This is a genomic window from Dactylosporangium sp. CS-033363 (genome assembly GCF_050942475.1).
GTDB lineage: Bacteria > Actinomycetota > Actinomycetes > Mycobacteriales > Micromonosporaceae > Dactylosporangium.
On sequence record NZ_CP192032.1, the window covers coordinates 6,710,466 to 6,736,616 of the forward strand.

General features: G+C 75.4%; 24 protein-coding genes. 7 read left to right on the forward strand and 17 right to left on the reverse strand.

Features of this window, described 5'->3' with window-relative positions:
- Window positions 1-7 precede the first annotated feature (7 nt).
- A complete protein-coding gene (locus tag ACQPZ4_RS31025) occupies window positions 8-763 on the reverse strand; it encodes an esterase/lipase family protein (protein ID WP_433043167.1) in 756 nt (251 codons plus the stop codon).
- Between the two features lie 263 nt (window positions 764-1,026).
- Here ACQPZ4_RS31025 and ACQPZ4_RS31030 point away from each other — a divergent pair, with 263 nt between their 5' ends.
- Window positions 1,027-1,392, forward strand: a complete 366-nt coding sequence (locus tag ACQPZ4_RS31030) for a hypothetical protein (protein WP_433043170.1) — start codon at window positions 1,027-1,029, stop codon at window positions 1,390-1,392.
- On the opposite strand, the gene ACQPZ4_RS31035 is transcribed toward ACQPZ4_RS31030, so the two are convergent.
- Together ACQPZ4_RS31035 and ACQPZ4_RS31040 are read right to left on the reverse strand one after the other, a co-directional pair.
- Complete coding sequence (locus tag ACQPZ4_RS31035) at window positions 1,382-2,077, reverse strand: SDR family oxidoreductase (protein WP_433043173.1); 696 nt, start codon at window positions 2,075-2,077, stop codon at window positions 1,382-1,384. The genes ACQPZ4_RS31030 and ACQPZ4_RS31035 overlap by 11 nt on opposite strands.
- 20 nt (window positions 2,078-2,097) lie before the next feature.
- A complete protein-coding gene (locus ACQPZ4_RS31040; protein WP_433043176.1) occupies window positions 2,098-3,060 on the reverse strand; it encodes a DUF1152 domain-containing protein in 963 nt (320 codons plus the stop codon).
- A gap of 122 nt (window positions 3,061-3,182) precedes the next feature.
- Between ACQPZ4_RS31040 and ACQPZ4_RS31045 the strand changes: the two genes are divergently transcribed.
- Both ACQPZ4_RS31045 and ACQPZ4_RS31050 read left to right on the forward strand, forming a co-directional pair.
- The gene (locus ACQPZ4_RS31045; protein WP_433043179.1) at window positions 3,183-3,674 is read left to right on the forward strand and encodes a SigE family RNA polymerase sigma factor; all 492 of its coding nucleotides are present in this window, start codon (window positions 3,183-3,185) and stop codon (window positions 3,672-3,674) included.
- Window positions 3,671-4,684, forward strand: a complete 1,014-nt coding sequence (locus ACQPZ4_RS31050) for a hypothetical protein (protein WP_433043182.1) — start codon at window positions 3,671-3,673, stop codon at window positions 4,682-4,684. Before ACQPZ4_RS31045 ends, ACQPZ4_RS31050 begins: the two co-directional genes overlap by 4 nt.
- On the opposite strand, the gene ACQPZ4_RS31055 is transcribed toward ACQPZ4_RS31050, so the two are convergent.
- The 5 genes from ACQPZ4_RS31055 to ACQPZ4_RS31075 are packed head-to-tail and all read right to left on the reverse strand — an operon-like array spanning window position 4,681 to window position 9,619.
- Window positions 4,681-5,907 carry an NAD(P)/FAD-dependent oxidoreductase gene (locus ACQPZ4_RS31055; RefSeq protein ID WP_433043185.1) on the reverse strand — a complete coding sequence of 409 codons (1,227 nt, stop codon included), beginning with the start codon at window positions 5,905-5,907 and terminating at the stop codon, window positions 4,681-4,683. The genes ACQPZ4_RS31050 and ACQPZ4_RS31055 overlap by 4 nt on opposite strands.
- Window positions 5,904-7,265 carry an NAD(P)/FAD-dependent oxidoreductase gene (locus ACQPZ4_RS31060; protein WP_433043188.1) on the reverse strand — a complete coding sequence of 454 codons (1,362 nt, stop codon included), beginning with the start codon at window positions 7,263-7,265 and terminating at the stop codon, window positions 5,904-5,906. Before ACQPZ4_RS31060 ends, ACQPZ4_RS31055 begins: the two co-directional genes overlap by 4 nt.
- A complete protein-coding gene (locus ACQPZ4_RS31065; RefSeq protein ID WP_433043191.1) occupies window positions 7,262-7,651 on the reverse strand; it encodes an FGGY-family carbohydrate kinase in 390 nt (129 codons plus the stop codon). The genes ACQPZ4_RS31060 and ACQPZ4_RS31065 overlap by 4 nt, the downstream gene beginning before the upstream one ends.
- 33 nt (window positions 7,652-7,684) lie before the next feature.
- Window positions 7,685-8,677 carry an FGGY family carbohydrate kinase gene (locus ACQPZ4_RS31070; protein ID WP_433043194.1) on the reverse strand — a complete coding sequence of 331 codons (993 nt, stop codon included), beginning with the start codon at window positions 8,675-8,677 and terminating at the stop codon, window positions 7,685-7,687.
- Between the two features lie 42 nt (window positions 8,678-8,719).
- Window positions 8,720-9,619, reverse strand: coding sequence for a M56 family metallopeptidase (locus ACQPZ4_RS31075; protein ID WP_433043197.1), 900 nt, complete (start codon window positions 9,617-9,619; stop codon window positions 8,720-8,722).
- 33 nt (window positions 9,620-9,652) lie between these two features.
- Here ACQPZ4_RS31075 and ACQPZ4_RS31080 point away from each other — a divergent pair, with 33 nt between their 5' ends.
- Complete coding sequence (locus ACQPZ4_RS31080) at window positions 9,653-10,030, forward strand: BlaI/MecI/CopY family transcriptional regulator (RefSeq protein ID WP_433043199.1); 378 nt, start codon at window positions 9,653-9,655, stop codon at window positions 10,028-10,030.
- 42 nt (window positions 10,031-10,072) lie between these two features.
- Window positions 10,073-10,591: a hypothetical protein gene (locus tag ACQPZ4_RS31085; protein WP_433043202.1), complete on the forward strand. Its 519-nt coding sequence runs from the start codon at window positions 10,073-10,075 to the stop codon at window positions 10,589-10,591.
- Window positions 10,592-10,597: 6 nt separating this feature from the next.
- Here the strand turns inward: ACQPZ4_RS31085 and ACQPZ4_RS31090 are convergent, their stop codons facing one another.
- Entirely contained in the window at window positions 10,598-11,314 is a 717-nt protein-coding gene (locus tag ACQPZ4_RS31090; RefSeq protein WP_433043205.1) for a hypothetical protein, read from the reverse strand.
- Between the two features lie 37 nt (window positions 11,315-11,351).
- Window positions 11,352-12,131, reverse strand: a complete 780-nt coding sequence (locus tag ACQPZ4_RS31095; protein WP_433043208.1) for a chitosanase — start codon at window positions 12,129-12,131, stop codon at window positions 11,352-11,354.
- A gap of 77 nt (window positions 12,132-12,208) precedes the next feature.
- Here ACQPZ4_RS31095 and ACQPZ4_RS31100 point away from each other — a divergent pair, with 77 nt between their 5' ends.
- Window positions 12,209-13,201: an alpha/beta fold hydrolase gene (locus ACQPZ4_RS31100; RefSeq protein ID WP_433043211.1), complete on the forward strand. Its 993-nt coding sequence runs from the start codon at window positions 12,209-12,211 to the stop codon at window positions 13,199-13,201.
- 49 nt (window positions 13,202-13,250) lie between these two features.
- A complete protein-coding gene (locus ACQPZ4_RS31105) occupies window positions 13,251-13,913 on the forward strand; it encodes a methyltransferase family protein (RefSeq protein ID WP_433043214.1) in 663 nt (220 codons plus the stop codon).
- Here the strand turns inward: ACQPZ4_RS31105 and ACQPZ4_RS31110 are convergent.
- The 7 genes from ACQPZ4_RS31110 to ACQPZ4_RS31140 all read right to left on the reverse strand — a co-directional run bounded on the left by ACQPZ4_RS31110 (window position 13,910) and on the right by ACQPZ4_RS31140 (window position 26,038).
- Window positions 13,910-14,851, reverse strand: coding sequence for a TolB family protein (locus ACQPZ4_RS31110; protein WP_433043217.1), 942 nt, complete (start codon window positions 14,849-14,851; stop codon window positions 13,910-13,912). The genes ACQPZ4_RS31105 and ACQPZ4_RS31110 overlap by 4 nt on opposite strands.
- 71 nt (window positions 14,852-14,922) lie before the next feature.
- Window positions 14,923-16,263, reverse strand: coding sequence for an Hsp70 family protein (locus ACQPZ4_RS31115; protein ID WP_433043220.1), 1,341 nt, complete (start codon window positions 16,261-16,263; stop codon window positions 14,923-14,925).
- Complete coding sequence (locus ACQPZ4_RS31120; RefSeq protein ID WP_433043223.1) at window positions 16,260-18,407, reverse strand: Hsp70 family protein; 2,148 nt, start codon at window positions 18,405-18,407, stop codon at window positions 16,260-16,262. The genes ACQPZ4_RS31115 and ACQPZ4_RS31120 overlap by 4 nt, the downstream gene beginning before the upstream one ends.
- The gene (locus ACQPZ4_RS31125; RefSeq protein ID WP_433043226.1) at window positions 18,404-20,452 is read right to left on the reverse strand and encodes a hypothetical protein; all 2,049 of its coding nucleotides are present in this window, start codon (window positions 20,450-20,452) and stop codon (window positions 18,404-18,406) included. Before ACQPZ4_RS31125 ends, ACQPZ4_RS31120 begins: the two co-directional genes overlap by 4 nt.
- Entirely contained in the window at window positions 20,449-22,557 is a 2,109-nt protein-coding gene (locus ACQPZ4_RS31130; RefSeq protein WP_433043229.1) for an Hsp70 family protein, read from the reverse strand. Before ACQPZ4_RS31130 ends, ACQPZ4_RS31125 begins: the two co-directional genes overlap by 4 nt.
- An 8-nt stretch (window positions 22,558-22,565) precedes the next feature.
- A complete protein-coding gene (locus ACQPZ4_RS31135; RefSeq protein ID WP_433043232.1) occupies window positions 22,566-24,125 on the reverse strand; it encodes a dynamin family protein in 1,560 nt (519 codons plus the stop codon).
- The gene (locus ACQPZ4_RS31140; protein WP_433043235.1) at window positions 24,125-26,038 is read right to left on the reverse strand and encodes a dynamin family protein; all 1,914 of its coding nucleotides are present in this window, start codon (window positions 26,036-26,038) and stop codon (window positions 24,125-24,127) included. The genes ACQPZ4_RS31135 and ACQPZ4_RS31140 overlap by 1 nt, the downstream gene beginning before the upstream one ends.
- Window positions 26,039-26,151: the final 113 nt, after the last annotated feature.

A 26,151-nucleotide genomic window follows, 5' to 3' on the forward strand; every position in this document is an offset into this window, starting at 1 on the left:
GCGCCGCTCAGCAGGGCGGGGCCGGGCCGATGGGGGCCGTGCCGATCGCGTCGAGCACCAGGCCGGTCACGTAGTCGTCGGTCGGCAGGTCGCCGTGGCCCACGTCGCGGCCGGGGCAGGCCTGCTGGATGTCGACGTCGACGGCGCCGGGCAGGACGGCCGAGTCCGGCGGTACCACCGTCTGGTCCTGCTCGGTCCAGATGCTCAGCCACTGCGGCGGGTTCGGCACCGGCTCCTTGAGCTCGGCGAGCAGCGTGCTGCCGGGCGCGAGCTGCTGGCAGGCGGCCGGGCAGGCGCCGGGCAGTCCCGCGGCCCCGGCGGCGGCGAGCCGGGCACCCTGATGGGGCGAGCCGAGGGTGACGACCCGGCGCGCCTTGTGCACGCCGTCGTGGCGCTGCACCCAGAGCCGGGCCACGACCCCGCCGGCCGAGTACCCGATGACGTCCACCGACGGCGCCCGCCGCAGCGCCTCCGTGGCGGCGTCGTCGAGCGTGTCGGCCTGCTTGCCGAGGTCGCCGGTGCCGCCGTCGGGCATCGCCACCACGGTCGCGGTGCGCCCGGCGGCCCTGATGGCGGCGGCGAGGCGGTCGAGGCCGTCGGTCCCGCCGCCGTAGCCGGGCACCAGCAGTACGACACCCGGCTTGTCCTGATCGGGAATCCGCAGCGGCTCCGCGCGCAGGGCGGCGCGCACCGCCAGCCCGCCGGCGACCAGCACGGCGATGGCGGCGAGCACGGCGAACATCGCACGGCGCCGGGGACTCATGCACCATGTGTACCTCACCGGATCTCCGCGCCGCGCTCCATGCCGGCCCGCGTGCACGAGGCCGGTTCTTCCACCCGGCGATCGAGGGCTCGCCGCCCGGTCCGGCCGCGATCGTGTACAGCACCCACGACTCCCGCGTGGGGGTACGTGCCGATGGCCGTCCTCGGCCTGTCGCTCGTCTGGTGGACGGTGTCCCTCACGCGGTGGACGGCCAGGCGGATCCGCGTCTCGACAACCCGGCGGGGATAGGCCACCATCTGCGCGTGAGCTTCAGTCTCCTCGTGCTGGCGGCCCGCCCGGGGGCGAGCGACGCCGAGGTGCGGGCGATGGCCGGGGCGTGCCTGGGGCCCGGGCACCGCGAGGGCGAGCTCGACGAGCGGATCGTCTCCTTCTACGAGAGCCTGCGCGGGCGGTTTCCGGACTTTCTGCCGTACGGCGCGGACACCCCGTGGATGGACACGCCGCTGGCCGTGGGCATCGACCACGTGGGGATGCAGCTGAGCTTCAGCGACCGGAGCCGGGCCGCGCTGGAGCTCATCGACCAGCTGGCCCGGCGGTACCGGCTGCACATTTATGATCCCCAGGGCGACGAGCTCAAGCGCCCGGAGGACGCGTCCGTCAGTTGGTGATCAGGAACCCGCCGTCGAGGGTGAGGTCGACCGCGTTCACGCCGCCGTTGGTGAGCAGGAAGTCGACGGCGCCGACGACCTCGGACCTGGTGACCAGGCGGCCGATCGGGGTGCGCAGGGCCCCCGGCTGCTGCTCGACCGGGACCGGCGCCCACTTCGGGCTGTCGCCGACGATGCCGGGGTGGATGGCGTTCACGCGGTGCGGGGCGATCTCCCGGGCCAGCGTCTTGATCAGGCCGCTGATGCCGCCGTTGAACGTGGTGACCATGGTCGAGCCCGGGTAGGGCCGTTCCTTGGCCAGGCCGCCGAAGAGGACCACGGCGGCGGCCGGGGTGAAGCGCGGGCTGAGGACGCGGACCGTCTCGGCGTACCCGACGAGCTTGATGGTGATCGCCTTGATCGCCTGGGTGGTGTCGAACCCGTCGAGCGTCACCGGCGTCGGGTCACTGGCGGTGAGCACGAGGTTGTCGACCGACTCGACCCCGGCGAACGCGGCCTCGATGCTCTCCGGCTCGGACAGGTCCACGGCCAGCCCGCGCGCGCCGGCCCCGATCCGCGCGGCGGCCGCCTCGGCCCCGGCCTTGTCCCGCCCGGTGACGATCACGGTGTCGCCGCGCCCCGCGAAGTGCTCGGCGACCGCGTGCCCCAGGAACCCGCTGCCGCCGACGACGATAGAAATGGTCATGAACGCCAACGTACCCGGCGTCAGTGCGGATACTGCCGCGAACTGCGCGGCGCGATCCCGGCCCGGAAGGTGTTGATGGCCGCGATGACCTGATGCATGCCCGTCGTCGCCTCGATACGGTCCAGATACAGGCAGCGGGCGGCGAGCTTCTTGAGGTCCACGGTGAAGTAGACGGCCATCAGGGGATTGACGAACAACACGCTGTCTCTGGTACGGGTCGTGAACTGCACGTCACCGAACGCACCCGCCAGGGCGGCGGCGATCTGGCCGTTGACGATGCTCGGCCGGCTCGGGGTCGCTTCCTGGGCGTCGGCGGCCGCGTCGAGATACAGCTCGGCCTCCCGGCTCCCGGCCGGAATCGACAATGCGCCGAGGTACCCGCCGTCGCGGTTCAGCGCGGCCAGGTTCTCGAGCACCTGGGTGTGTACGACACCGTGGTACGCGTCGATGCCGAAGCCCAGGCAGGTGACCAGCCGCACCGGGATGTCGTCCAGCCCGGCCACGGCGGCCAGGCTGGTCATGTCCTCGGCGGGCGTGCCGAGGCCCGTCTCGTCGCCGCGCATGAGGATGTCCGTCCCGCCGTCGACCAGCACGATCGCGTCGAGCCTGCGCGTTTCGGCGAGATGGCGGTACGCGGCCCGCAGGCGCTGCACCCCGACCTTCGGGAACGCGTGGACCGTCGCCGGCAGGCCCTGCTTTTCGAGCCAGCGGGCGAGGGTGCGCTCCGGGAAGTACTCCCGCGGCCCCGCGGTTTCGGCATTGACGGCGGCGACGTCCCGCTCGACCCAGGCGTCGAGGTCGACCGCCCCGAGCTCCGTGAAGGACAGATTCGCCAGGTGTACCTCCACGCCGGCATCCCACAGCGCGACGGCGAGCGGCAGCCCGGCGTACACGTCGAATCCCCCACCGGCCCCGGCGATGAGCACCCGCTCGGCCCCGTCCAACGCCGCGAACAGCGGCGGCACCGCCAGCGACTCCCCCATGAAGCCATGTTCGCATTGGCGGCGCTCTGTCGCGATGGTGCCTGCTTGCTGTGGAATCCCCATTCGCGCGGGAGGCACGGGGGCGTGTCAACAGTTCGGGCGGGCACGGTAGTCAGTAGGGAGTGACGTTCGAGGAGTACGTGCTCACCCGGGGGCCGGCGTTGTTGCGGCTCGCGCGATTGCTCGTGGATGACGTGCATCGCGCTGACGATCTTGTGCAGGACACGCTTGTGCGGGTGTATCCGCGGTGGGCGAGGATTCTGCGCTCCGACCAGCCCGACCTCTACGTGCGGCGGGTGCTGATCAACGTCAACGCCACCTGGTGGCGGCGGCGGTCCAGCCGGGAGATGCCGGCCGTGCTCGACGGGGACGGGTGGCCGGGGGCGGGCGACCACGGGGCGCCCGTCGCCGAGCGGGTCGCGCTCTGGGACAAGGTGCGGGCGCTGCCGGGCAAGCAGCGGGCGGTCATCGCCCTGCGGTACTACGAGGACCTCGACGACGACCGGATCGCGCAGATTCTCGGGTGCTCGCGCGCCACCGTCCGGACCCATGCCATGCGCGCGCTCGCCGCGATGCGCGTCGAGCTGCACGAACTGGAGGGGACCTCGCGATGAGCAGCGACCTGCAGGACCTGCGCGCCACGCTGCGCGCCCGGGCCGAGGCCCGTACCGACCCCGAGACGTTGCTGGCGTCCATCGGGCCCGCCTTCCGCCGGCGCCGGCAGCGGCGCATCGCCGCCGCTACCGCCGGGCTGGCCGCCCTTGCCGTGCTCGCCGCCGTCGTCGCGCCGCGGCTGGTCACCGGGCCCCCCGCCACGATGCAGCCCGCGCAGCCGGTCGCCTCGGACCCGATGAACACAGCTTCTCCCGGAGGGGTCGGCTCCGACGCGCTCACCCTGCACTTCGGGATCGGCAAGCCGCCGTTCGAGACGAGCGACGAGCGCTGGGAGACCGACACCGGGGTCGAGCGCATGTCGGTACAGGGCCGCAAGGCCGACGGCTCGTTCGCCGAGCTGACGCTGCGCGCCGACGCGGTGACGCCGCGCGCCGATCCGACCGCCAGCGGTGCGGTGCCGCCGCTCGAAGGCGTGCAGACCAGGCCGGGGACGGTCGGCGGGCAGCCGGCGACCGTGGTGACCGGGACCATCAGCGGGCTGCAGACCACCCTGATCAGCTGGGTGCCGGGGCCGGGCGTCAAGGCCGAACTGCGGGTGCAGGGGCCGGTACCGCTCGACAAGGCCCTCACCTACGCCGGCACGGTCCGGCTGGACCAGTCCCGCCCGTGCGTCTTCCGGGTGCGGCCGACGGTCCTGCCGCCGGGGACGAGCGTGCGCAGCTGCGCGATCATCGGTACCACCGGGGCGGGCACGATCACCATCCACGGGCCGGGCGGCGACATCGGCATCGCCGTGCCGAAGCCCGCCAAGTTCGGCATGGACGCCAGCCCCGGCGCGGTCGCGCAGCACCTCGACAACGGCTGGGTCTACGAGGACCTGACCGCGGGGTCCGGCGGCTACTTCAGCGCCAACATCCGCATCTCCGACCCGTGGGTCGAGGTCTCCGCGCACGGGCAGTACGGGATGGCCGAGGTCCTTCTGGTCGCCAATGGCCTGAAGCGGACCTAACCGAGGGCCAGGCGGACCGGCCCGCCGGCCGGGTCGGCCGCGCTCACCAGGGAGTACGGGACGCGGAACACGCGCCCGGGCGCGGCCGGCCAGGGCAGGCGGACCGCGCCCACCCGGCGGCCGTCCTGCACCGCCGTCACCCGCGGGAGGCGGCGGTGCTCGGCCGTCCACAGCAGCAGGCGGTCGCGGGCCGGCGGCGGGCCGCCCGGGGCGATCAGCTGCGGGGCGACCCACAGCAGCGGCTCCTCCACGGCCAGCGCCACACCGGAAGCCGCCGCGGACCCGGCCAGGACGGCGGCGGCGACGTGGCGGCCGTCGAGCGCGGCGGCGTCGGCGGTGTCGACCGGGTGCAGCAGGTTCCCGGCCGCGAACACGCCCGCCCGGCTGGTCCGCAGGCCGGCGTCGACGACCGGGCCGAGGGTCGCCGGGTCGAGGGTCAGGCCGGCCGCGCGGGCCAACTCGTGGTCGGGAATCCAGTCGCCGGTGAGCACGACGGTGTCGCAGTCCACCTGGGAGAGGCGGCCGGTGCGCAGGTCCTCCAGCTCCACAGTGGACACGCGGCCGTGGCCGTGGATGGCGGCGAGGCGGGTCCGGGTGCGCACGGGGCGTACCGGCAGCCGGAACTCGGGACGCGCCAGCTCGGTGGTGAGCAGGACGGTGCGGCAGCCGGCCGCGCGCAGGGTGAGCACCGCCGACCAGCTGACCAGCTCGGCCCCGACGACGACGGCGCGCCGGCCGACGGGGGCGCGGTGCAGGTGGACGAGCTGCTGCAGCTGCCCGGTGGTGTAGACGCCGGCCGGCCGGTCGCCGGGGATGAGCCGGGCCGGGCGCGGGCGCTCGCGGGCCCCGGTCGCGAGGATGACGGCGGCGGCAGTTACGGTGCGCCGGCCGCGCGGCGAGGTCACTTCCAGCTTGTGCGCCCCGGCCGAACCGGAGAGCGTGCGCTCGCCGGCCCAGCCGGTCACCATCGCCTCGGTCTCCAGCACCGCCCCGGCGGCCGCGGCCCGGCGGATCAGCCGATCCGCATAGGACGGTCCACTGAGGACGGTTCTCAGGTCCCGGATGCCGTACCCGAGGTGGTCGCTGTGCCGCGGAATGCCCCCGAGCGCGGACTCCCGTTCGAGCACGAGCACCGGGCCGTCCACCCGCCCGGCGAGGGCGGCGGCCGCGCTGAGCCCCGCCGGTCCCCCGCCCACGATCGCGACCCGCACGTGCTCGCTCACCGGACGGCCTGAATCTCGGCGGCGCAGTAGAAGCCCTGGCACCGGCCGTTCATCGCCCGGGTCCGCCGCCGCAGCCCGTCCACGGTGGACGGTGGAATGACCGAGGCGTACGCGTCGCGGATCTCGCCCCGGGTGACCCGCTCGCAGAAGCACACGATCCGCCCGTACTCCGGATCGGCCGCGATCGCCGCCGCATCCTGATACGGCCGCGGGAAGGCCTCCCCCAGGTTCGGCATCCGCGGCGGCGGCGGCAGGTCCGGCCGCGGGGTCAGGTCCAGGTGACCGTCCACAAGCGACCCGACATGCTCGGCGATGGCCAGGCAGGCGGTGAGCCCGGTCGAGCGGATGCCGCCGACGAGCACGTACCGGCGGCCCGGGTCCACGTCGATCAGGTAGTCGTCGGCGTCGATCGCGGCCCGCAGCCCGGCGTAGGTGGCGGTCACCTCCTCGCGCAGCAGGGCCGGCATCAGCGCGGTGCCCTTGGTCCGCAAAAACGTGAAACCGGCCGCGGAGGTGCCGGTCGCGGTACGGTCCGGCAGGTCCTCGGCGGTCGGCCCGAGCATCACGTTGCCGTAGACGGTCGGGCTGATGAGCACGCCCTTGCCCACTTTGGACGGCACGGGCAGGACGATCCGCGGGGCGAGCGGCCGGGCGAGCTTGTCGAACACGAGCAGCTCGCCGCGGCGGGGCGTGACGGTGAACCGTTCGTAGCCGAACAGCCGATCCAGGGTGTCGGCGCCGAGGCCGGCCGCGTTGACGACCCAGCGGGCGCCGATCTCGCCCTGCGCGGTCGCGAGCCAGGTGTGGGTGCCGTCGTCGCGGACGGCGGTGACCCGGTGGCCGCGGCGCAGCGTGACGCCGCGCGTGACGGCCTCGGTCGCGAGGGCCAGGTTCGTCGTCCACGTGCAGGTGATCGACTCGCCCGGCACCATCAACGCGCCCAGCGCGCCGGGTGCCAGCGCGGGCACCTCGCGGTACACCTGCGGAGCATCGATGATCGTGGACTCGGTGTAGCCGTTGCGCTCGGCCTTGTCCCGCAGGCCGGGCAGCGCCGCGAGCTGCTCGCCGTCCCACGCCACGAGCAGCGCGCCGGTGCGCTCCACGGGGATCCCGGTCGCCGCGGCGTACCCGCCGAGCAAGTGGTAGCCGCGGGCCACCAGCCGCGCCTCCAGCGTGCCCGGCTTCGCGTCGAACCCGGTGTGCAGGATCGCGGTGTTGGCCTTGCTGGTGCCGTCGCCCACGTCGTCGCGGGCTTCCAGCAGTACCGTGGAAAGCCGGGACGCGCCGAAGAGCCGGGCGATCGCCGAGCCCACCAGGCCCGCGCCGATGACGGCGACGTCGAAGGTCGCGGCGGTCACGGTGCGCTCCGCGCGGCGAGCGCGTGCCAGCGGGCCAGGTGCTCGGCGGCGCGCTCCGCCGGCCATTCGGGTTCGAACGTCGCCGCGGGCCGCCAGCCGCCGGTCGCGTCCACGATGGACAGTCCGGGGTCGAGGGCGAGCCGGGCGCAGGCGGCGGCGCCGAGCGCGGTCGCGTGCGGGGACGGGTACACGTCGATGGGAATCTGCGCGAGGTCGGCCTGGGCCTGCAGGAGCACCCGGGAGCGGGTCAGGCCGCCGTCGACGCGCAGCCGGGTGAGCGGGGTGCCGAGGTCGTCCCCGGTGAGCGCGACGAGCGCGGCGACCTGGGCCGCGATGCCCTCCAGGACGGCCCGCACGAGGTGCCCGCGGCCGGTGCTGAGCGTCATCCCGGTCAGCGCGGCGGTCGCGGCCGGGTCCCACTACGGCGCGGCCAGGCCGGCCAGGGCGGGCACGCACAGCACGCCGGCGCTGTCCGGGGCGGCGACCGCGTCGAGCTCGGCGGCGCCGTCGACGATCCCGAGCTCGGCGAGCCAGCGCACGGCGGAGGCGGCGGTGTAGACCTGGCCGTCGGCGCAGTACGCGGTGCTGTCGCGCAGCTGCCACGCGACCGACGTGGCCAGGCCCTTCGCCGAGCGGACCGGGGTGCCGCCGAGCTGGGCGAGCAGGAACGCGCCGGTGCCGTACGTGCATTTGGCGGTACCCGGATCCAGGCACGCCTCGGCGAGCAGCGCGGCCTGCTGGTCGACGATGAGCCCCGCGACCGGGATGTCGCCGCCGAACGCCGTGGTACGCCCGACGATCCGGTCGCTCGGCACGATCTCGGGCAGTTCCTCGTCGGCCAGGTCGAACAGTTCGAGCAGCTCCTCGCTCCACCACACCTCGTCGAGGTCGAGCAGCAGCGACCGGCCGGCGGTGGAGGCGTCGGTGACGAAGGCGCCGCAGAGCCGGTGTACAAGCCAGGTGTCGGTGGTGGTGACGACGCCGCGGGCCGAGCGGTTCTCGCGCAGCCAGCGCATCTTGGGGGCGGAGAAGTACGGGTCGAGGACGAGTCCCGTCCGGTCGGCGATCAGCGGACCGGCCTTGCTGCGGGCGGCGCAGACGGCCTCGGCCCGCCGGTCCTGCCAGACGATGGCCGGGCCGACGGGCTCGCCGGTCGTTCGGTCCCACACGAGGACGGTCTCGCCCTGGTTGGCCAGGGCAACCGCATCCGGTCGTACCCCCGATTCGGCGACCGCCCGCCGCCCGGCCGTGAGCACGGAGGCGAGCAGCGCGCCGGGATCGACCTCGACGCCGCCCCCGGGCAGATAGTCGGGCCGCAGCTCCTCCTCGGCGGTCGCCAGCACGCGTCCGTCGCCGTCAGTGACGATCGCTTTGGTACCGGACGTGCCCTGGTCGATCGCGAGGACGTGCATGGCCCCAGTAGAACACCGCCGTCAACGACGCGCCGCGCGCTTTCAGCGGCGCGCCGCCGCCTGGAACAGCTCGATGAGGTCAATGGTGGCCTCGCCGGTCCAGATCAGCGACGAGAGCCCGACGAGGATCGGGACGGCGACCAGGATGCCGGGGAGCGCGGCCGGGTGGGGCCGCAGCAAGTGGCTGACCCGGCGCGGCACGATCCCGCCGATGCTCGCCGCGTGCAGGCCGGACGGGTGCGGGTTGGCGTGGCCGGCGAGCGCGGCGGTGCCGATGGCGTGGGCGACGGTACGCCGGTCGCCGAGCGCGTCCGCCGCCCGCTCGTCCGCGGCCCGCTCCACGAGATAGTCGACGTGCCGGCCGACCCACCACAGCGCCGGGTGGGCCGCCACCGCCAGTTCGGTGACGCGCACGAGCCGGTGGTGGCGCTCGGCGAGGTGCGCGCGCTCGTGGGCCAGCAGCGCCTCGAACTGCCGGTCGGTGAGCAGCTCCCGCATGCCGGTGGTGACGACGACGTGCCCCGGCCGCCCCGGGACGGCGAACGCTCCCGCCACCTCGTCCGGCACCATGACCACCGCTTCGGCGCTCCCCGGCGGCAGCAGGCGGAGCAGGCGGCGTTGGAGGCTCCAGCGGTACCAGACGGAGCAAACGACCGCCGCCAGCAGCCCGACGCTGAGCCACGGCACCCACGGCTCCGACGCCGTGTCCTGCGCGACGACGGCGGCCGACCAGCCCAGCGGCCGGTCCACGAACGGCACCTCGGCCACGGCGTGCGCCGCGAACAACAGCAGGTTGACGGTGCTGCCCAGCGCCGCGGCGGCGGCCGACCACGCCACGGCCCGGGCGGCGGCGGCCGGTGCGAGCCGATCGGCCAGCAGCCGCACCGCGACGACGAGCAGCGGCGGGACGACGAGAACGGACCAGACGAAGTGGTCGATCATGGTCTGCTCACCCTTTCCGATACAGTCGTGTCCGTGACCGACGAGATGCGGCCGAGGCGGCGGCCCGGGCAGCTCGAAGCCGAGATCCTGACGGTACTCGGCGCGGCCACCGGCCCGTTGACCCCGGGTGAGGTGCGGGAGCGCCTCGACCCCGCGGGGGGCCTGTCCTACAGCGCCGTGGTGACGACGCTGACCCGCCTGCACGAGCGCGAGGCGGTGACGAGGGAGCGCAGCGGGCGAGCGTACCGCTACGGAGCGCTGTCCGACCCCGCCGGCCTGGTCGCCGAGCGCATCAACCGCCTCCTCGCCGCCCAGGACGACCGCGCCTCGGTCCTGCGCCGCTTCGTGAGCCGCCTCAACGCCCAGGACGAGCAGCTCCTGCGGGACCTGCTGAACGAGGACCCGGGCTGATAACTTCTACTGGGTTGTAGAAGGTAGGTTCCGGGGGGTCCCATGACGGTGGTACTGGACGACGAGGTCCTGGTACTGCTCGCCGAGGGCCCCAGCAGCGCCTACGACCTCTGGCACCGCCACACGGCCATCTTCGGCGCCTCCCGCCGGGTCGACCTGAGCCGCATCATGATCAGCGTCGGCCGGCTGGAACGCGCCCGCCTCCTGCGCGTCGAGGCCCCGACCACCCTCCGCCACGGCAGCGGCAACCGCCTCTCGTGCTGGCTCACCGCCGAGGGCCGCCGCCGCCAGGCCGACTGGCTGTGCGCGGTCGGCCCGGACACCGCGGTCGACGACCTGTACATACGCGGCATGCTCGCGGTGGACGCCGCGAACCCGGCCACGTTCGACACCTTCCTCGCCAACAGCCTCGCCGCCACGCGCCTGCGCATCAGCCGCCTGGCCGCCACGGTCGACGCGGACCCGGCCCAGCGGGCGCGGCTCGCCTTCGACCAGGAGGTGGCGCGGGCCCTGGCGCTGTGGCTCAACCAGCTCCCGGAGCACCGCCGCCCCGCCGCCTGACCACCGTCAGTCCCGCGGGAAGCCCATGGTCGGGTGGGCCGGTCCGCCGAGCTCGGCCGACAGCAGGTCGGCGAGCCGCCAGACCGCCGCGTCCCGGTGCTGCGACCCCCAGTAGGCGAGCCCCTCCACCGCCAGCCGCCAGTGCAGCCCGTCCAGGCTCACCGCGACCCGGTCGCCCCCGGACTGCCCCGCGGCCGTGATGGGTGCGTGGTCCGGGCCGAGGGCCGCCGCGATCGCCCGCCACTGCGGGCCGGGCAGGGTGACGGTGTAGGTCCGGGTCTCGTCGAGGCCCAGGTCGTCCGGTGTGCTCGCGGCCACCGTGAACTCGCACCACGGCGACCAGCCGGCCGTCGGGGTCGCGCGGACGCGCCAGCGGTACGACACCCCGTGCGCCAGCGTCCCGGCCCGCTTGAAGTCGAGCGCCGCCCCGCGACCGTCGGGCTCGCCGGGCAGGTCCACGTCCCGCTCGGTATGGCCCGCGAGCCCGCGGAGCTGGAACGTGGAGGAACGGTACGGCGGGCTGTCGCCGGTGAAGGCCAGCACCGGCCGCACGGTGTCCAGCACCGGCCGGTCGGCACAGCCCCGCCCGTCGGTGTCCAGCGCCACGCCCACGGCCGCCGGCGGCTCCACCACCGCGTCGGTGGGCCGGAACGCCACGGCGACGCCTACCGCCAGGACGACGGCCAGCACACCGCCGAACGCCATCCGCCCGAGGGTCGTCACGGCAAGGTCCATCGGCAGCGGCGCGCCGAAGTTGAGGTCATGTCACGGAAAAGGGGTCCCCGTACACCTTCCACGCCAGTGGCGGCCGCAGGTCGAGGTTGCCCGCGTCGAGGAAGGCCCGCTGTGCCGTGTCGACCCGGCTCGTGTCCGAATGGGCCTCCTCCGTCCGCATCACCGCGACCCGCGCGTCCAGGAACGCCCGCAGATAAGCGGCCTCGTCGCCGCCCCGCGACGGCGGCACGGCATGCGCCAGGGCGGCCCGCCGGATGCCGCCGAAGCTCGAGGCGTCCGAACCCGGCCCGTGCATGACCATCGCGTCGAAGTAGATGAACTGTCCCAAGGCCCGCAACCCGTCCGCGCGGGCCTGGGTGACGGCCGGCGTGAAGTACACCGTGTCGCGGAAGGCATCCTGGGCCGCCTGGAAGGCCGGATCGCCGGCCGAAGAAGCCCAGGCCGCCGCGAACGGCGAGCCCAGACCAGCGTGCGAGGACGTGCCGTCCACCGCGCGCAGCGCCGGCAGGAAGCGGGCAAGCGCATTCCCCGGCACGGCGGCGGTGTACGACTCGACGACCGCCAGCATGTCGCCGGTACCCGAGCAGAACCCGATGATCCCGCCCGTGTAGCCGCGGCCGTCGCCGATGTCCTCCAGGTACCCGTACTGCGCGTGCCAGTCCAGGGAGGAGTTCTCCGCCGAGGACACCAGCCGCATGGCCAGATCCGTGCCGAGATCAACACCGGAAAAAGCGAGCCCGGAAGCGAAGGCCGGCGAAGGAGCGAGGCCCACCACCGCGGCCAGCATCAAGACGCGAAGCTTCACGCCGAGATCGTGCCATCACGGAACGTACGCATGTGGCTACTCAAGGGCAGAATGGCCGTTCGGCCTACACTCAAAGCGTGGCCAGGACCGAGGGCGGAGTCGCCTACGCCAGGACCGGGTCCGGGCCGCCGCTCGTCTACGTCGGCGGCTGGGTGTCGCACCTCGAACTCAGCTGGGCCCTCCCCGCCGAGCGCGCCTTCTACGACGCCCTCGCGCAGGGCCGCACCCTGATCCGCTACGACAAACTCGGCTGCGGGCTGTCCGAGCGCACGCCGCCGGGCCAGTACTCCATGGCGCAGGAGCTCGACACGCTCGACGCCGTCACCGCGGACCTCGGGCGGTTCGACCTGATCGGCACCTCCCTCGGGGCCGCCGTCGCCGCCACGTTCGCCGCGCAAAAGCCACAGAAGATCCAGAAGCTCATCTTGTACGGCGGGTGGCTCGACGGATCCCGCGTCGCCTCGCCCGAGATCCGCATGCACGTGCTCGGGCTGGTCACGCAGCACTGGGGGCTCGCGTCGGGCCTGCTCGCCGACGTGTTCGCGCCGGACGCGGACGCGGGGACGCGGGCGGCTTTCGTGCGGTACCAACAGGAATCGGCCGACGCCGAGACGGCCCGGACGATGCTCGCCGCCGCCTACGCCACCGACCTGACCGACGTGCTGCCGCGGATCGTCGCGCCGACGCTCGTGGTGCACCGGGACCGGGACCGGGCGGCGCCGCTGAGCGAGGGGAAACGGCTCGCCGACGGCATCCAGGGTGCGCGGTTCGAGGAGATCCCGGGGCGCTCGCACCTGCCGTACATCGGCGACACCAGCGCGCTCACCCGCGCCATCCGCCGGTTTCTCGGCCTGCCCGCCCGCCACCGGGGCAGCGGACCGGCGCTCACCGCCCGGCAGCGCGAGGTCGCCGCGCTCGTCGCGCAGGGGTGCACGAACCGCGAGATCGGCGAGCGGCTGGGCATCGCCGAGCGCTCGGCCGAGGCGCACGTGGAGCGGATCCGCCTCCGGATGGACTTCCGGTCCCGCGCACAGATCGCCGCCTGGTACGTGGCGACCGCCGCGAACTGAGGTATTTTCCCGCCTGCCCCGAACCCCGGTGCGCAACGAACATGGGCGGATGCGTTTGCTGTACGCGGCCGTCGCCTACGCGGCCTTCCTCCTGAGCTCGGCCTGGGCCGTGTGGTTCCTGGCCGCCGGCGCCGACGGGCCCGCGCGCCACGATGCCCCGGTGGCACTCGCCGTCGACGGGCTCCTGCTGCTCGCGTTCGCCGCCCACCACACGATCGCCGCCCGCGACCGGTTCAAGCGGCTCGTCCCGGCCGCGATCGAGCGCAGCACCTACGTGCTCGTGGCGAGCCTGCTGCTGTTCGCCGTGTTCGGCTGGTGGGAGCCGGTGCCGGCCACCGTCTGGCGGGCCGGGGCGCCGTGGTCGTTCGCGATCTGGGCGGTGTTCGGGGCCGGCTGGCTGATCGTCGCCGGGTCCACGTTCATGGTGGACCACGCCGAGTTCTTCGGGCTGGCCGGCCCGAGGGAGCACGAGATTTCCAGCCGTCTGCTGTACTCCCTGTGCCGCCACCCGATGATGCTCGGCCTGCTGATGACGTTCTGGGCCACCCCGCACATGACCGCCGGGCACCTCTTCTTCGCCGTGGCGTCGACGGGGTACATCGCGGTCGGCATCCGCTTCGAGGAGCGGGCGCTGCGGGCGCGGTTCGGCGCGGCCTACGAGGAGTACGCGCGCCAGGTCCCCGCGCTGCTCCCCTGGCCGCGCCGGGCCTAGGCGACCAGCCAGTCCGGCTCGATGTCGGTCTGGATGCCGAAGGTCAGCTGGGTCGGGCTCTTGCCGTCGGGCGCGATGGTCCAGATCGCGCCGAAGCCGCCGTCGTCGTCCGCGGCCGAGTACGCGATGAGCTTGCCGTCCGGGGACCAGGCCGGCTCGATCAGGTAGGTGTCGTTGACGATCGGCGGCCCGGCGATGATCAGCTTCTCCGCGCCGCCGGTCGCCGGGATGCGGTACAGGCTGCTGCCCAGGCCGTTGTTCTCGAAGCGGCTGAACGCGAGCTGCTTGCCGTCGGGTGAGAAGTCCGGGTCGTCGTCGTGGCGTCCGGCCACCGCCGGGGTCAGCGGGTCGAGCGACAGCGTCGCGAGGGTCAGCGCCAGCAGCCCGCCCGAGCCGCCGGCGAACCGGCTGAACACGATCCGGGTGCCGTCCGGCGACCACGCGGGCGAGTGGTCCTCGGCCCCCGGCGCCGCGGTGAGCAGCTGGAAGCCGCCGCCCGCGACGTTGCGGACACAGATGTGCCCGGTGAACGGGGACAGCGGCTCCCGGCACGTGTACGCCAGCCGCTTGCCGTCCGGGGACCAGGCCGGCTCGTCGGCGTCGCCGCTGCCGGCCACCACGGCCAGCCCGGTGGTGTCGGCGTTCATCACCCAGAGGGTGTCCGGCCCGGCGCCGTACCGGGTGAACGCGATCCGCTTGCCGTCCGGCGACGGCACCGGGCTGAGCTCCTGGATGCCCGCCGTGTTGGTCAGGTTCTTCGGCTTGGAGCCGTCCGGGTTCATCGACCAGAGCTCGTGGTTGATCGCGTAGTCGCGGGAGAACACGATGCGGCCGTTGCCCGCCGGCGGCGGCGCCGCCGTGGCAGTGGTCGCGGGGAGGACGGGGAGCACCGCCAGGGCGGTCAGCGCGGCGAGGCCGGGCGCATACGGTCGCTTCATCCCGGGCACGGTAGGCCGCCGGGAACCGCCCAATCCGGGCATCCCGCCGAACGGGCCGAAACCCGACAGTCCTACCGGCCCTCGACCGTGACCAGCCAGTCCCCGGCCGCGACGGTGGTGCCGGGGGTCGCGTGGACGGCGACCAGGCGGCCCGGCCGGTCCGGCGCGCACAGCCGCACGAGGGCCAGCCCGTCGAGCCGCACCACGCCGAGCGGCGCCCCGGCCGCGTACTCCTCGCCCGGCCCGACCAGCCAGCGCACCAGCCGCCCGGAGACCTCGTCCCAGCGCAGCGGGGTCGCCCCGGCCGGCGGCGGCACCGGGTCCAGCGCACGGTCCCCGGCCCGGGCGGCGAGCGCGGCCGCGCCCTGGGTGACGGCCAGATCCGGATCCTCGGTACGGCGCACCGGCCGCCCGATCCCCCGCTCGACCGCCGCCGCGACCGCCGGCGTCCGGCAGGTCCCGCCGGTCAGCAGCACGGCGGTCACGTCGGCCGCGCGGGCCCCGCTCGCCGCGAGCAGTCCCGTGCTGCAGGCGACGGTCCGCGCGACGAGGGGCGCGATCAGCTCGGCGAGCTCGCGCTGATGCAGCTGGTACGGCGGGGCGAGAGGCGTCAGGTAGTCCTCCACGTCCTCGGCGTCGCTGAGCTGGTGCTTGACCCCGCGCACGAACTCGCGCACCTGCAGCCCGAGCCGCAGCCGGGCCGGTGCGGCCAGGGCGGCGGTGCCGAGCGCGCCGGCCAGCTCCTCCCCGCCGCGCTCGTGCAGGTGCGCGGAGATGAGCGCGTCGATGTCGCGGCCGCCGCAGTCGTCGAGCGCGGCGTGCCCGAGCACCTCGTGCCGCCCGCCCCCGAACCGGATCAGCGCCGCGTCGAACGTGCCGCCGCCGAAGTCGTACACGAGCACCAGGTCCCCGTCGGCGAACGGCGCCCCGGACAGCGGCGCGAGGGCGGCCGCGACCGGCTCCGGGGCCAGCTCCACCTCGGCGAACCCGGCCGCCTCGCCGGCCCCGATCATCACGTCCCGCCGCGGGTCGCCGGGCCCGTAGGAGGCCGGCACGGTGAGCAGCAGCCGCTGGACCGGCCCGCCGTGCAGCTCGGCGGCCCGCTCCCCGAACACCCGCAGCACCGCGGCGACGAGCTCCTCGGGCCGGTAGTCGCCCTCCCCCAGCGGGATCGGCGCCGTCTCGCCGAGGTCGCGCTTGAACTCGGCCCGGTACGCCGCCGGGTCGGCCCGCTTGCGCCGCTCGGCCACGGTCCCGACGAGCAGCGCGTCGCCGGTCCGGCAGACCGCCGAGGGCCAGTTGTACAGCCCGCTGGCCGGCTCCTTGATCAGCCGGACCGGCTGCCCGTCGACGACCAGCGCGGCCGAGGACGACGAGGTCCCGAAGTCGACCACCAGCACCGCTTCGCTCACGCCGGCTCTCCAATCCCCACGAGAAAGATCGTGCCCTCGAACCCGACCGCCACCCTGGTCCCGTCGGGGCTGACCACCAGGGCCTGCGGATGGCCGTACACGACGTCGAACCGCGCGTGCACCGTCCCGTCCCCCGGCTCCAGGACGTGCCACGACCCCTTGGTCGCCACGAGCAGCCGGCCGTCGGGGGTGGGCGTGGCGGCCTGGTCGGCCGGCATCCAGTCGTGCAGCCACGCCTGCTGGCCGGTGCGCAGGTTCCAGCCCCGCACCGCGTTGATGACGATGACCCGGCCGTCGGGGCTGAACCCGAGCGAGCGGATCGGCACGCCGCCCTCGACCGCCGTGATCCGGGTGCCGGTGGCCGCCTCGCGCACGATGACCCGGCCGTCCGGGGTGGACGTGGCCACCAGCCGGCCGTCCGGGCTGAACGCCCCCACCCAGCCGCCGTCGGCGCCGCCCCACAGGTCCCGGCGGGTGGCCCAGTCGTGCAGGACGGTCGTCCCGCCCTCGGTGACGATCGCGAGGTGCCGGCCGTCCGGACCGAACTCGAGCCCGATCACCCGGTCGTTGACGGGAATCACGGACCTCGCCCGGTCGCCGGTGAGGCTGTTGACCACGACGCCCGAGTGCGCGCCCATCAGCAGTTCCCGTCCGTCCGGGCTGAACTCGACGCAGTACGCCGTGCCGAGAACCTTCGACAGCTGACCGTTGCTGCTGTCCCACAGGTCCGCGCCGGATTCCCGCCTGGCGTACGCCAGCCACCGGCCGTCCGGGCTGAACGCCAGTCCGGCCGGCCCGTCCGTGGTCGTGAACCGCTGGAGCTGGACGGGCCGCGTGTAGCGCACGGCCACCGATCCCCGGACCGGGGCGGGCTCGGGCGGTGCGGCGACGGTGGCGAGGTAGCCGCCGTTGAGGACCGGGTCGCCCGCCGCCGCGTGCCGGGCGACCAGGACGCCCGGGGCGTCGGGGGCCCGCAGCCGCCGCAGCGCGCCGTCGGCCGTACGCACGACGGCCAGCTCGGCCCGCGCCGGGTACGGCCGGCCCGGCTCGACCAGCCAGCGCACGAGCCGCCCGCCGGCCACGTCCCAGCGCAGCGGCGTGTGCCCGTTCGCCGCGGCCGGGGCCACCCGCCGCTGCGGGGCGTCGCCGGCCAGCTTCACGGCGCCGTGCACCGAGTCCAGGTCGGGCTCGTCGGCCCAGGTGACCGGCCGCCCGGGGAGCCCGTCGACCAGCGCCCGGGCGAACTGCGGGATGCGGACCAGCCCGCCGGTCAGCACGATCCGGTCCACGCCGCCGTGGCGCTGCAGCAGGCGCCCGGCCGTGGCCAGGGCGCGCGCGACGATCGGGGCGAGCAGCCGGGTCAGGTCGTCGCGGTGCAGTTCGAGGACCGGGCCCAGCGCGGTGACCGCGTCGGCGGCGACGTCGGCGGCGGCGACGGTCGTGCGCATGCGCTGTACCGTCGCCGCGAACTCGAAATCGAGCCGCTTGGCCACGATCGCCGCCGTCGCGGCCGGGAGGTGGTCGGTGCGCAGCGCCTCGGCCAGCTCGTAGCCCCCGGCGGTGCGCAGGTGCGCGCCCAGCGTCTCGTCGAGCCGCCACCCGCCGGCGTCCCGGTCCGTCTCGTGGTCCAGCACCGCCGGGCCGGCGGCGCGCACCACGCTCGCCGTCAGCGCCCGCGCGCCGAAGTCCAGCACCAGGGCCAGCTCGGCCCGCTCCTCGGGCGCCGCGGCCAGGGCGAGCGGCCGCTCCAGCAGCTCGGCCTCGGCGAACCCGACGATCTCGGCGATCTCCAGCAGCACCCGGCGGTGCTCGGGATCGGCGAACGCGGCCCGGTCGGCGACGAGCAGCAGCCGGTCGACCGGCCCGCGCAGGAGCCGGGCGGCCACGTCGCGCATCGTGCCGAGCATCCGCCCGACGAGCACGACGTCGCGCTTGTAGTCGTCGGTCCAGCCCGCGAAGCCGTCGGGATCGGCGCGGCGGCGGTGCAGGGCGACGGCGCCGCAGTACGCGTCGATGTGGATGGCGGTCGGCCAGAGCGGCGCCCCGGTGAGCGGGTCGGCCACCTCCTTGACCGCCTTGCCCCGCACGACGACGGCCTTGCTGGTGGCCGCGCCGATGTCGGCGATCAGGACCGCGTCGCTCATCCGGTCTCCCCCATGCGCATGACGGTGACCCCGAACTCGGTGCCCAGCGCGAGCGTCACGCCGTCGGGGGCGAGCGCCAGCGCGGTGACCTGACGGGGCGGCTCGTACTGCGCGAGCACCGAGCCGTCGGCGGCGTCGAGCACGGCGATGCGCGCCCCGCCGACGACGAGCCGGTCGCCGCCCGGCGTGAACGCGAGGCCCCACACGACGCCCGGCTCGGTGACCGCCCAGACCTGCGGATACCCCCGCGGACGGCAGCACACGACGTTGCCGGCGGTGTCGCAGGCGGCCAGCCGCTCGCCGTCCCGGCTGAACGCCAGCCGCTTGTCCGCCTCGGCCACGAGCCCGGTCGCGATCGGGGTCCGCTGGGTCAGTCCGTGCTCGAAGTCGACGAGCACCAGGCCGGTCCCGTGCGGGGTGGCGATCCACGCACCGTCGGGGCTGCACGCGACGGCGCCTCCGGTGTCCGTCCGGGACCACGCCGAGCGCATGTCGCCCACGCGGTACAGCGTCGTCGCGCCGGCGGTCGCGACCGCGAGCCACCGGCCGTCCGGGTCGGCGGCCAGGTCGAGCACCGAGTCCTCGGCGAACGGGCCCGGACCGGACCGGCCGGTGCCCACGTCGTAGCCCAGGATTTCGGGATCGTCGCCGCCCGCCCAGAGCCGCTGCTCGCCCGCGAAGGCGACGGCGTACATCTCGCCGCAGTCCTCCCGGGTCCACCCGCCGGTGCCGTCGATCTCCATCACGGCGACGGCCCCGGGCATGCCCACGGCCAGGAGACCGGCGGGGCTGAACGCGACCGCTTCGGCCGTACCGCACGGGATGTCGTGCAGGATCGTGAACCCCACGGCCCGGGAGGACGGCCGGACGGTGGCGACCCAGCCCCCGTCGGTGAGCAGGTCGCCGGCGCCGGCGTGGCGGGCGGCCAGGACACCGGCGCGATCGGGGGCGCGCAGCCGGAGCAGCGCCCCGTCGGCGGTGCGCACCACGGCCAGCTCGGCCCGCGCCGCGAACGAGCCGCCCGGCTCGACCAGCCAGCGCAGCAGCCGCGCCCCGGCCGCGTCCCAGCGCAGCGGCGTGTGGCCGTTCTCCGGCGACGGGGCGGCCCGCCGCTGCGGGGCGTCGCGCACCAGCTTCGCCGCCCCGCGCACCGCGTCGAGCTCCGGCTCCCCGGTGCGGACGACGTGCAGGCCGGGCAGGCCCTCGGCCAGGACCTGCCGCAGGTACGGCGAGCGGGACGCCCCGCCGGTCAGCACCACCCGGTCGACGTCGCCGGCCCACTCCCGCAGCAGCGCCCGCACGGTCCCCACCGCGCGGTCGGCGATCGGGCCCAGCGCCGCCGGCAGCTGCTCGCGGCCGATCTCCAGCACCGGGCCGAGCGCGACGACGGTGTCCACGGCCCGGTCGGCGACGGAGAGGGTCTGCTGCATCCGCTGGACCGTGTCCGCCAGGTCGATGTCCGTTGCGAGCGCGTCGCCGGCCCGCACGAGCTCGGCCAGCGCCGCGGTGATCGCCCACCCGCCGGCCCCGGGCTCGACGTCCGGCGGGAACGGCATCGGCCCGTCCACCCCGGCCCGCACCAGCGTGACGACCAGCGCCCGGGCCCCGAAGTCCAGCACCAGGTCGGCGGCGCCCGGCTTCGACGGCTCGGCGGCGAGGGCGGCCGCCCGCTGCAGCAGCTCGACCTCGGCGAACCCGGCGCGCTCCGCCGCCTCCAGCATTACCCCGGGGGCGACATGGTCGGCGAGGAGGACCAGCCGCGCGATCTCGCCGTGGTTCGCACCGGCCGCCTCGCGCAGGGCCGCGAGCATGTGCTGGACCAGCACGGCGTTGCCGCCAGTCTCGTCCCAGCCAGTATGGCCGCGCGGGTCGGCCCGGCGGCGGCGCAGCGCGAGCGTGCCGACACACATGCCGGCGTGCAGTGCGGTCGGCCAGATCGGCGAGCCGGTCACGGGTTCGACCACCGGCGCCACCTGTCCGCTGTGGACGACGACGGCCTTGGTCGTGGCCGCGCCGACGTCGGCGATCAGCACCGGCTCGCTCACCGCGGGTCCTCGAGGCGCATGAGCCGGACGCCGTCGTCGGTGCCCAGGGCGAGGGTCACGCCGTCGGGGGCGAGCGCCATCGCGTGGACCGGCGCGCCGAGCGGGAGGTCGGCGAGGAGCTGGCCGCGCAGGGTCTCGAAGACCGCGATCCGCGCGCCGGCGACGACGAGCCGGTCGCCGCGCGGGGTGAACGCGAGCCCGGCGACGCCGCCGGGCTCGGTGGCCGTCCACGCCGTCGTGGAGGTCCGCGGGTAGCAGCACTGGACGGTGCCGGCGCGGTTGGACACGGCCAGCCGGTCGCCGCCGCGGCTGTACACCAGCCGATGCCCGCCGCCGGTCGCGACGTCCCGGGCGAACCGCCGGCCCGACGGCTGCCCGTTCTTGAGGTCGATGAGCTCGACGCCCTGCGCGATCATCGCGAGGACCGTGCCGTCCGGGCTGAACGCGACGGCGCTGCCGGTGTTCCTGCGCGACCAGCGGGGCGCCGGGTCGGACGGGGAGTACAGCTCGGTGTTCCAGCCTGCGGTCGCGACCGCGAGCAGCCGTTCGTCCGGGCCGACGGCGAGGTCGAGCACCGCATCCCCGGCGGGAACGGCCCGCAGCCGCCGGTCGGAGCCGATGTCCCAGCGTTCGACCGGTCCGTTGCTGCCGGCCCACACCTGCGTCCCGCCCGCGACGAAGGCGACCGCCCGCGCGGCCCCGCGGATCGCGAGCCGCGACAGCGCGCGCCCGTCGCCGTCCAGCAGGCAGACCGCATCCTCGACCCCGGCCGCGATGCGCCGCCCGTCGGGGCTGAAGGCGATCGACCAGACCGGCCCGCGCGGGGCGGCGTTCGAGCGGAAACCGGTCTCCTCCAGGACGCCGACGGTCGCCGCCCAGGACCCGCCGGCGAGCACCGCGCCGGGCCCGGCGTGCCGGTGGACCAGGTAGCCCGGGCGGTCCGGGGCCCGCAGCCGCCGCAGCCCGCCGTCCTCGGTGCGCACCACCGCCAGCTCGGCCCGGGCCTCGAAGGTCGCTCCCGGTTCGACCAGCCAGCGCACGAGCCGGGCCCCGGGCACGTCCCAGCGCAGCGGCACCTGCCCGTTGGGCGGCGCGGGCGCGGCGGTCCGCGGCGGCACGGCCTGGACGAGCCGCGCGGCGCCGCTGACGACCCCGCCCTCGCCCATCTCGACCGAGTTGCCCGGCAGCCCGATGGCGGCGGCGACGGTCCGGGCCACGTACGGAATGCTGGTCATCCCGCCGGTGAACACCACCCGGTCGACCGCCGTCGCGGTGCGCCCCAGCAGGTCGGACGTGGCCGCGATGGCGCGCTCGACGAGCGGGGCCAGCAGTTCCTCGAACGCCTCCCGGCGCACCTCGACCACCGGCCCGGTCGCGAGCGGGCGGTCGGCGGCGACGGGGGCCATGCTCAGGGCGTGCCGCAGCCGGCGGACCGCGTCGGCGAAGTCCATCGCCACGCACGCGGCCGCGTCCTCGTCGAGGTGGTCGGTGGCCAGCGCCCGCGCCAGGTCCGCCCCGCCGAGCTCGCGCACGCAGGCGGCGAGCGCGGCCTGCGCGGCCCGGCCGCCGCAGTCCTCGGCGACGGTGTGGCCGAGCGACTCGTACCCGCCGGCGGAGATCCGCACCAGGCCCGCGTGCAGGCCGCGCTCCCCCAGGTCGAAGGCGAGCACCACGCCCGGGTCGTCGGGGCCGCTGCTGGTGTAGGCGGCCGCGGCGGCCCGCGGCACGAAGTCGGGGTCGTCGAAACCGAGGTGCACGGCCATGCGCTCGAGGAAGGTCAGCCACGGCGCGTCCGGCTCGGCGTCCACCACGACCACGAGGCGCTCCGGGGCTGTCCCGTGGCGCGTGGCCGCCCGCAGCACTCCGGCGAGGATCCAGCCCCGGGCCTGGAGGTCGCCGTCGCCGAAGTATTCGGCCGGGTAGGCGCGGCCCGTCGTCCGGGCCGCGGTGCCGAGCCGGATGTCGCCGGCGCGATCGTGGGCGGCCGTGGGCCAGGCGCGCAGCCCCGTGCCGGGCTCGGTCACCGGGGTGGGCCGCCCGTCGCGGATCAGGACCGCCTTCGTGGTGGCGTGGCCGGGGTCGACCACGAGGACAGACTCGTGCATGGCACCGCTCACGCCGGCTCCCGCACCGTCGTCACGAGCCGCTCGTAGCTGCGCCGGACCACCTGCACGGCGCGGCGGGTGCGGCCCTCGTACAGCGGATCCAGGTCGCGCGCGGCCCACTCGCCGAGGCGGGCGCGGGCGGCGGCGAGCAGTTCGGGCGGCGCGGCCGGGGACGGCAGGCCGAGCCGGTCGGCGGGTGCCGTGCCGTGCTCGCCGGTCACCCGCAGCAGGTCGGCGGCGTCGTCCGGCGTGAACGCGAGCGCGTCGTCGTAGTACAACCGCAGCACTTCCAGTTCGCGGAACGCGTGCTCGTCGCGGTCGAGGGCGAGCAGCGGGGCGCAGGCGTCGAGGAGCACGGCGCGCTCGTGCGGGCCGAGGGCGGCGGCGCGCCGGTCGCGCAGGCGGTAGGCGAGGTCGAGCGCGCCGCGCAGCTTGATGAGCTCGGCGCGGTTGCCGAAGTGGCCGGTGAGCAGGGCCCGGAAGCCGGGCAGGCCGCTGCGGGCGGTGAGCTCGGCCCGCAGCTCGGCCGCGTCCCGGGCCCCGTCGCGCACGAGCCCGGCGGCCAGCCAGATGCCGTACTGCCCGAACCGCCGCAGCAGCGCGGCCCGGCGCTGCGGCGGCACCGGCAGGTCGTCGTACTCGCGGGTGGCGAAGAACGGGCCGCGGCGCAGCCGCCGCTCCAAGGTGGAGGGGTCCACGGTGGACAGTCCGATGAGGTCGCCGAGCTCGTCCTCGGTGAACGTGGCGGCGGCCGCGGCGACCAGGCTGGCGATCGGCCGCACCTCGTAGAGGACCCGCCGCGCCCCGGGTGCGCTCATCACGCGCTCGGCCAGCCGGCGGCCCTCGGCGAGCGGGTCCGGGTACTGCGGCCAGGACAGCTCCACCTTGGTCAGCGCGGCGACCGTGGTGACCGGTCCGGAGCCGCCGACGCCCGGCCCGGCGAAGTCGGCGAGCAGCTCCTCCTCGTTGGCCGCCAGCCCGCGCGCGAACACCACGACGAGCGCGTCGGCCCGGCCGGCATGGGCGGCGGACGCGGCCCGCACGTCGTCGCCGGTGCGGCCGAGGAAGCGCAGCGTGTTCTGCGAGTCGGTCTGGAACACCGAGTCCAGGCCCGGGGTGTCGACGAGGTCGAACGCGCGCAGGTGCTCGTTGGGGTCGGTGACGCGCAGGTGGTCGATCGCCCGCAGCAGCCGCCGGTGCTGCTTGTCGCCGTCGCGGGCGCGCACGGTCAGCGCCTCGAGCTCGGCCGGGTCGCGCCGCTCGGGCGGGCGGCCGTCGGTGAAGTGCACGGTCAGCTCGCGCCGCGGGCCGTGACCGATCCAGTTGACGTTGAACGTGAGCTCCTCGACCCCCGTCGGGGCGAGCGGCGCGCCGAGCAGCGCATTGGCGAGCGTCGACTTGCCGGAGCTGACCCGGCCCACCAGCGCCACCCGCATCGGCCCGGACAGCCGCGCCCGGCACGCCGCCAGGTCCTCGGCGGCGTTTTCCAGGCCCGGCAACGGTACCGAACGCAGCCCTCGAACCGCCTCGTCGAACGCCGCCGTCGCCCGTGCCCGCAGCCCGGTCATCAGGCGTCCGCGGCCTCGGCGTCCACCGTGGACAGTCCCTCCGCCGCCGCGACGAGCGCCGTCACCCGCTCGCGCAGCTCGATCAGCGGCTTGCACTCGGCGAGCAGCTCGCGGGAGCGCGCCTTGGCCGCGTCGTGGGTCGCCTTGCGCGCCGCGGCCAGCCGGGGCAGCAGGTCCTGCAGCGTCTCCTCCTGCTGGGCCAGCCGCCCGTCGAGCTCGGCGATGGCCGCGGCGGTGAAGTCCCGGACCACCTCGTTGACCGCGGTCGACACGTGCCGGCGCTGGTCGCGCTGCAGCGTGCCGAGCTGCTGCTGCAGGCTCTGCCGGCGGGCCTGGCGCTCGGCGCGGCGCTCGTCGGCGAGGCCCTCCTGCCAGCCCAGCGCGCTGCCGAGCAGCCCGCCGATGGCCGCGCCGACGGCGTTGCCGGCCACCGGCACGATCAGCCCGCCGAGCAGCCCGCCGACGGCGGCGCCCAGGCTGACCCCGGCCCGCAGCCCGCCGAGCCGGCCGCGGAACAGCCCGGGCCGGTCCTCGGCGGCGGGCTCGGGGTCGACGCGCAGCTCGGGCACCGGCGGCACCGGCAGCTCGCCGAGGGCCGGCCGGTCGAGGTCGAAGCCGTGCCGGAGGCTGAAGTCGGCCAGCACCTCGGCCGCCGCGACCGCGGCCTGCTCGTTGAGCTCGCCGACGACCTGGGCCGCGTCCGCGGTGAGCTGGCCGACGAGCCGGTCGGGGTGGTAGAGGTACTGGTCGTCGCGCAGATAGTCGACGGTGAAGCCGTGCCAGACCTGGTCGAGGCGCCGCTCGCCCTGCACGCCGAGGCGCCGCCCGAGCCCGCCCAGCTCGTCGGCGAGCTGCCGGCGCCACTTCGCCGAGGCCAGCCGCATCTCGGTCAGCTGCTTCTGCCGGGCCTGCGCCTCGGCGACCAGCCCGGCGAGCTTCACGTTGGTCTCGTCGGCGAGCGCGTCGAGCTCCTCCTTGAGCGGCTCGAGCAGCCCCTGGGCGGCCCGGCCGAGCTCGTCGAGGGCGGCGCCGAGGAGGCGTTTCGCGCGGTACCGGTGCAGGGAGCCCCACAGCGCGGCCTCCAGCGCCGGGAAGTTGGACAGCTCCAGGTCCTCGTCGTCGCCGTCGAGCAGGTAGTCCCGCTTCGCGTGGGCGGACACCGGCACGATCGCGACCTGGTCGGCCGGCCGCCCGAGGGCCGTCGCGATCTTGGCCCGGCCGTTGGCCAGGATCGCCGAAAAGTCCCCGATGTCGGTCTTGGTCAGCACGAACTGCAGCGCGTCGCGGGAGTCGCCGGCCGAGACCGCCTCGGCCGCGTGGCGCAGGAACCGCAGCTCGCTCTCCAGCAGCGGCTGGGTCGCGTCGAACACGAACACGATGGCGTCGGCGCTGGGCAGGAACGCCATGGTCGCCGCGGTGTGCCCCGCGTACACGCCGCCGACCCCGGGCGTGTCGACCAGCGTCAGGCCCGAGCGCAGCTTCGGGTGCGGGGTCTCGATGGCCACCAGCCGCGCCCGGCGCGCGTTGTGCGGGTTGCCGCTCTCGGTGACGTATCCGGCCAGCTCGGCCCGCCCGGCCGCGACGGTCTCGGTGCCGCCGCCGTCGTGCTCGAGCAGGACCTCGATGCGTTCCTGCTCGCCGTACCGGACGGTGGTGACCACGCTCGTCGCGATCTCCCCGGCCTCGGGGAACAGCAGCGGCCGCTCGTGCTCGTCGAGCAGCGCGTTGAGCAGGCTGGACTTGCCGCGCTTGAACTCGCCGCAGACGACCACGGTGAGCCGCCCGGCGGCCAGCCGCTCCCGGGCCGCCTCGAGCCGCCCGGCCGCGGTCCGCGCGCCACGCCGCTCGGCGAGCGCGATGAGCTGCGGGAACAGGCCGAGTGCCGCGTCCCGGGCGGTGTCGAAGTCGCGCATCGGGCCCATGGTAAGGGCCCGCACCGGCGGCGATCACGGACCGGCGGGCAAAATCCGCCGACCGGCCGGTGCGTTCCGGCTCTTCCGGTCGCCCGCCCACCGGATGGGGGAAT

What these genes read in the sequence shown, in the direction of transcription:
- ACQPZ4_RS31025 (WP_433043167.1), bottom strand. Translation starts at nt 763, where the DNA reads ATGAGTCCCCGGCGCCGTGCGATGTTCGCCGTGCTCGCCGCCATCGCC.
- ACQPZ4_RS31035 (WP_433043173.1), bottom strand. Translation starts at nt 2,077, where the DNA reads ATGACCATTTCTATCGTCGTCGGCGGCAGCGGGTTCCTGGGGCACGCG.
- ACQPZ4_RS31040 (WP_433043176.1), bottom strand. Translation starts at nt 3,060, where the DNA reads ATGGGGGAGTCGCTGGCGGTGCCGCCGCTGTTCGCGGCGTTGGACGGG.
- ACQPZ4_RS31050 (WP_433043182.1), top strand. Translation starts at nt 3,671, where the DNA reads ATGAGCAGCGACCTGCAGGACCTGCGCGCCACGCTGCGCGCCCGGGCC.
- ACQPZ4_RS31065 (WP_433043191.1), bottom strand. Translation starts at nt 7,651, where the DNA reads ATGACGCTCAGCACCGGCCGCGGGCACCTCGTGCGGGCCGTCCTGGAG.
- ACQPZ4_RS31070 (WP_433043194.1), bottom strand. Translation starts at nt 8,677, where the DNA reads ATGCACGTCCTCGCGATCGACCAGGGCACGTCCGGTACCAAAGCGATC.
- ACQPZ4_RS31075 (WP_433043197.1), bottom strand. Translation starts at nt 9,619, where the DNA reads ATGATCGACCACTTCGTCTGGTCCGTTCTCGTCGTCCCGCCGCTGCTC.
- ACQPZ4_RS31085 (WP_433043202.1), top strand. Translation starts at nt 10,073, where the DNA reads ATGACGGTGGTACTGGACGACGAGGTCCTGGTACTGCTCGCCGAGGGC.
- ACQPZ4_RS31105 (WP_433043214.1), top strand. Translation starts at nt 13,251, where the DNA reads ATGCGTTTGCTGTACGCGGCCGTCGCCTACGCGGCCTTCCTCCTGAGC.
- ACQPZ4_RS31110 (WP_433043217.1), bottom strand. Translation starts at nt 14,851, where the DNA reads ATGAAGCGACCGTATGCGCCCGGCCTCGCCGCGCTGACCGCCCTGGCG.
- ACQPZ4_RS31120 (WP_433043223.1), bottom strand. Translation starts at nt 18,407, where the DNA reads ATGAGCGACGCGGTCCTGATCGCCGACATCGGCGCGGCCACCAGCAAG.
- ACQPZ4_RS31130 (WP_433043229.1), bottom strand. Translation starts at nt 22,557, where the DNA reads ATGCACGAGTCTGTCCTCGTGGTCGACCCCGGCCACGCCACCACGAAG.
- ACQPZ4_RS31135 (WP_433043232.1), bottom strand. Translation starts at nt 24,125, where the DNA reads ATGACCGGGCTGCGGGCACGGGCGACGGCGGCGTTCGACGAGGCGGTT.
- ACQPZ4_RS31140 (WP_433043235.1), bottom strand. Translation starts at nt 26,038, where the DNA reads ATGCGCGACTTCGACACCGCCCGGGACGCGGCACTCGGCCTGTTCCCG.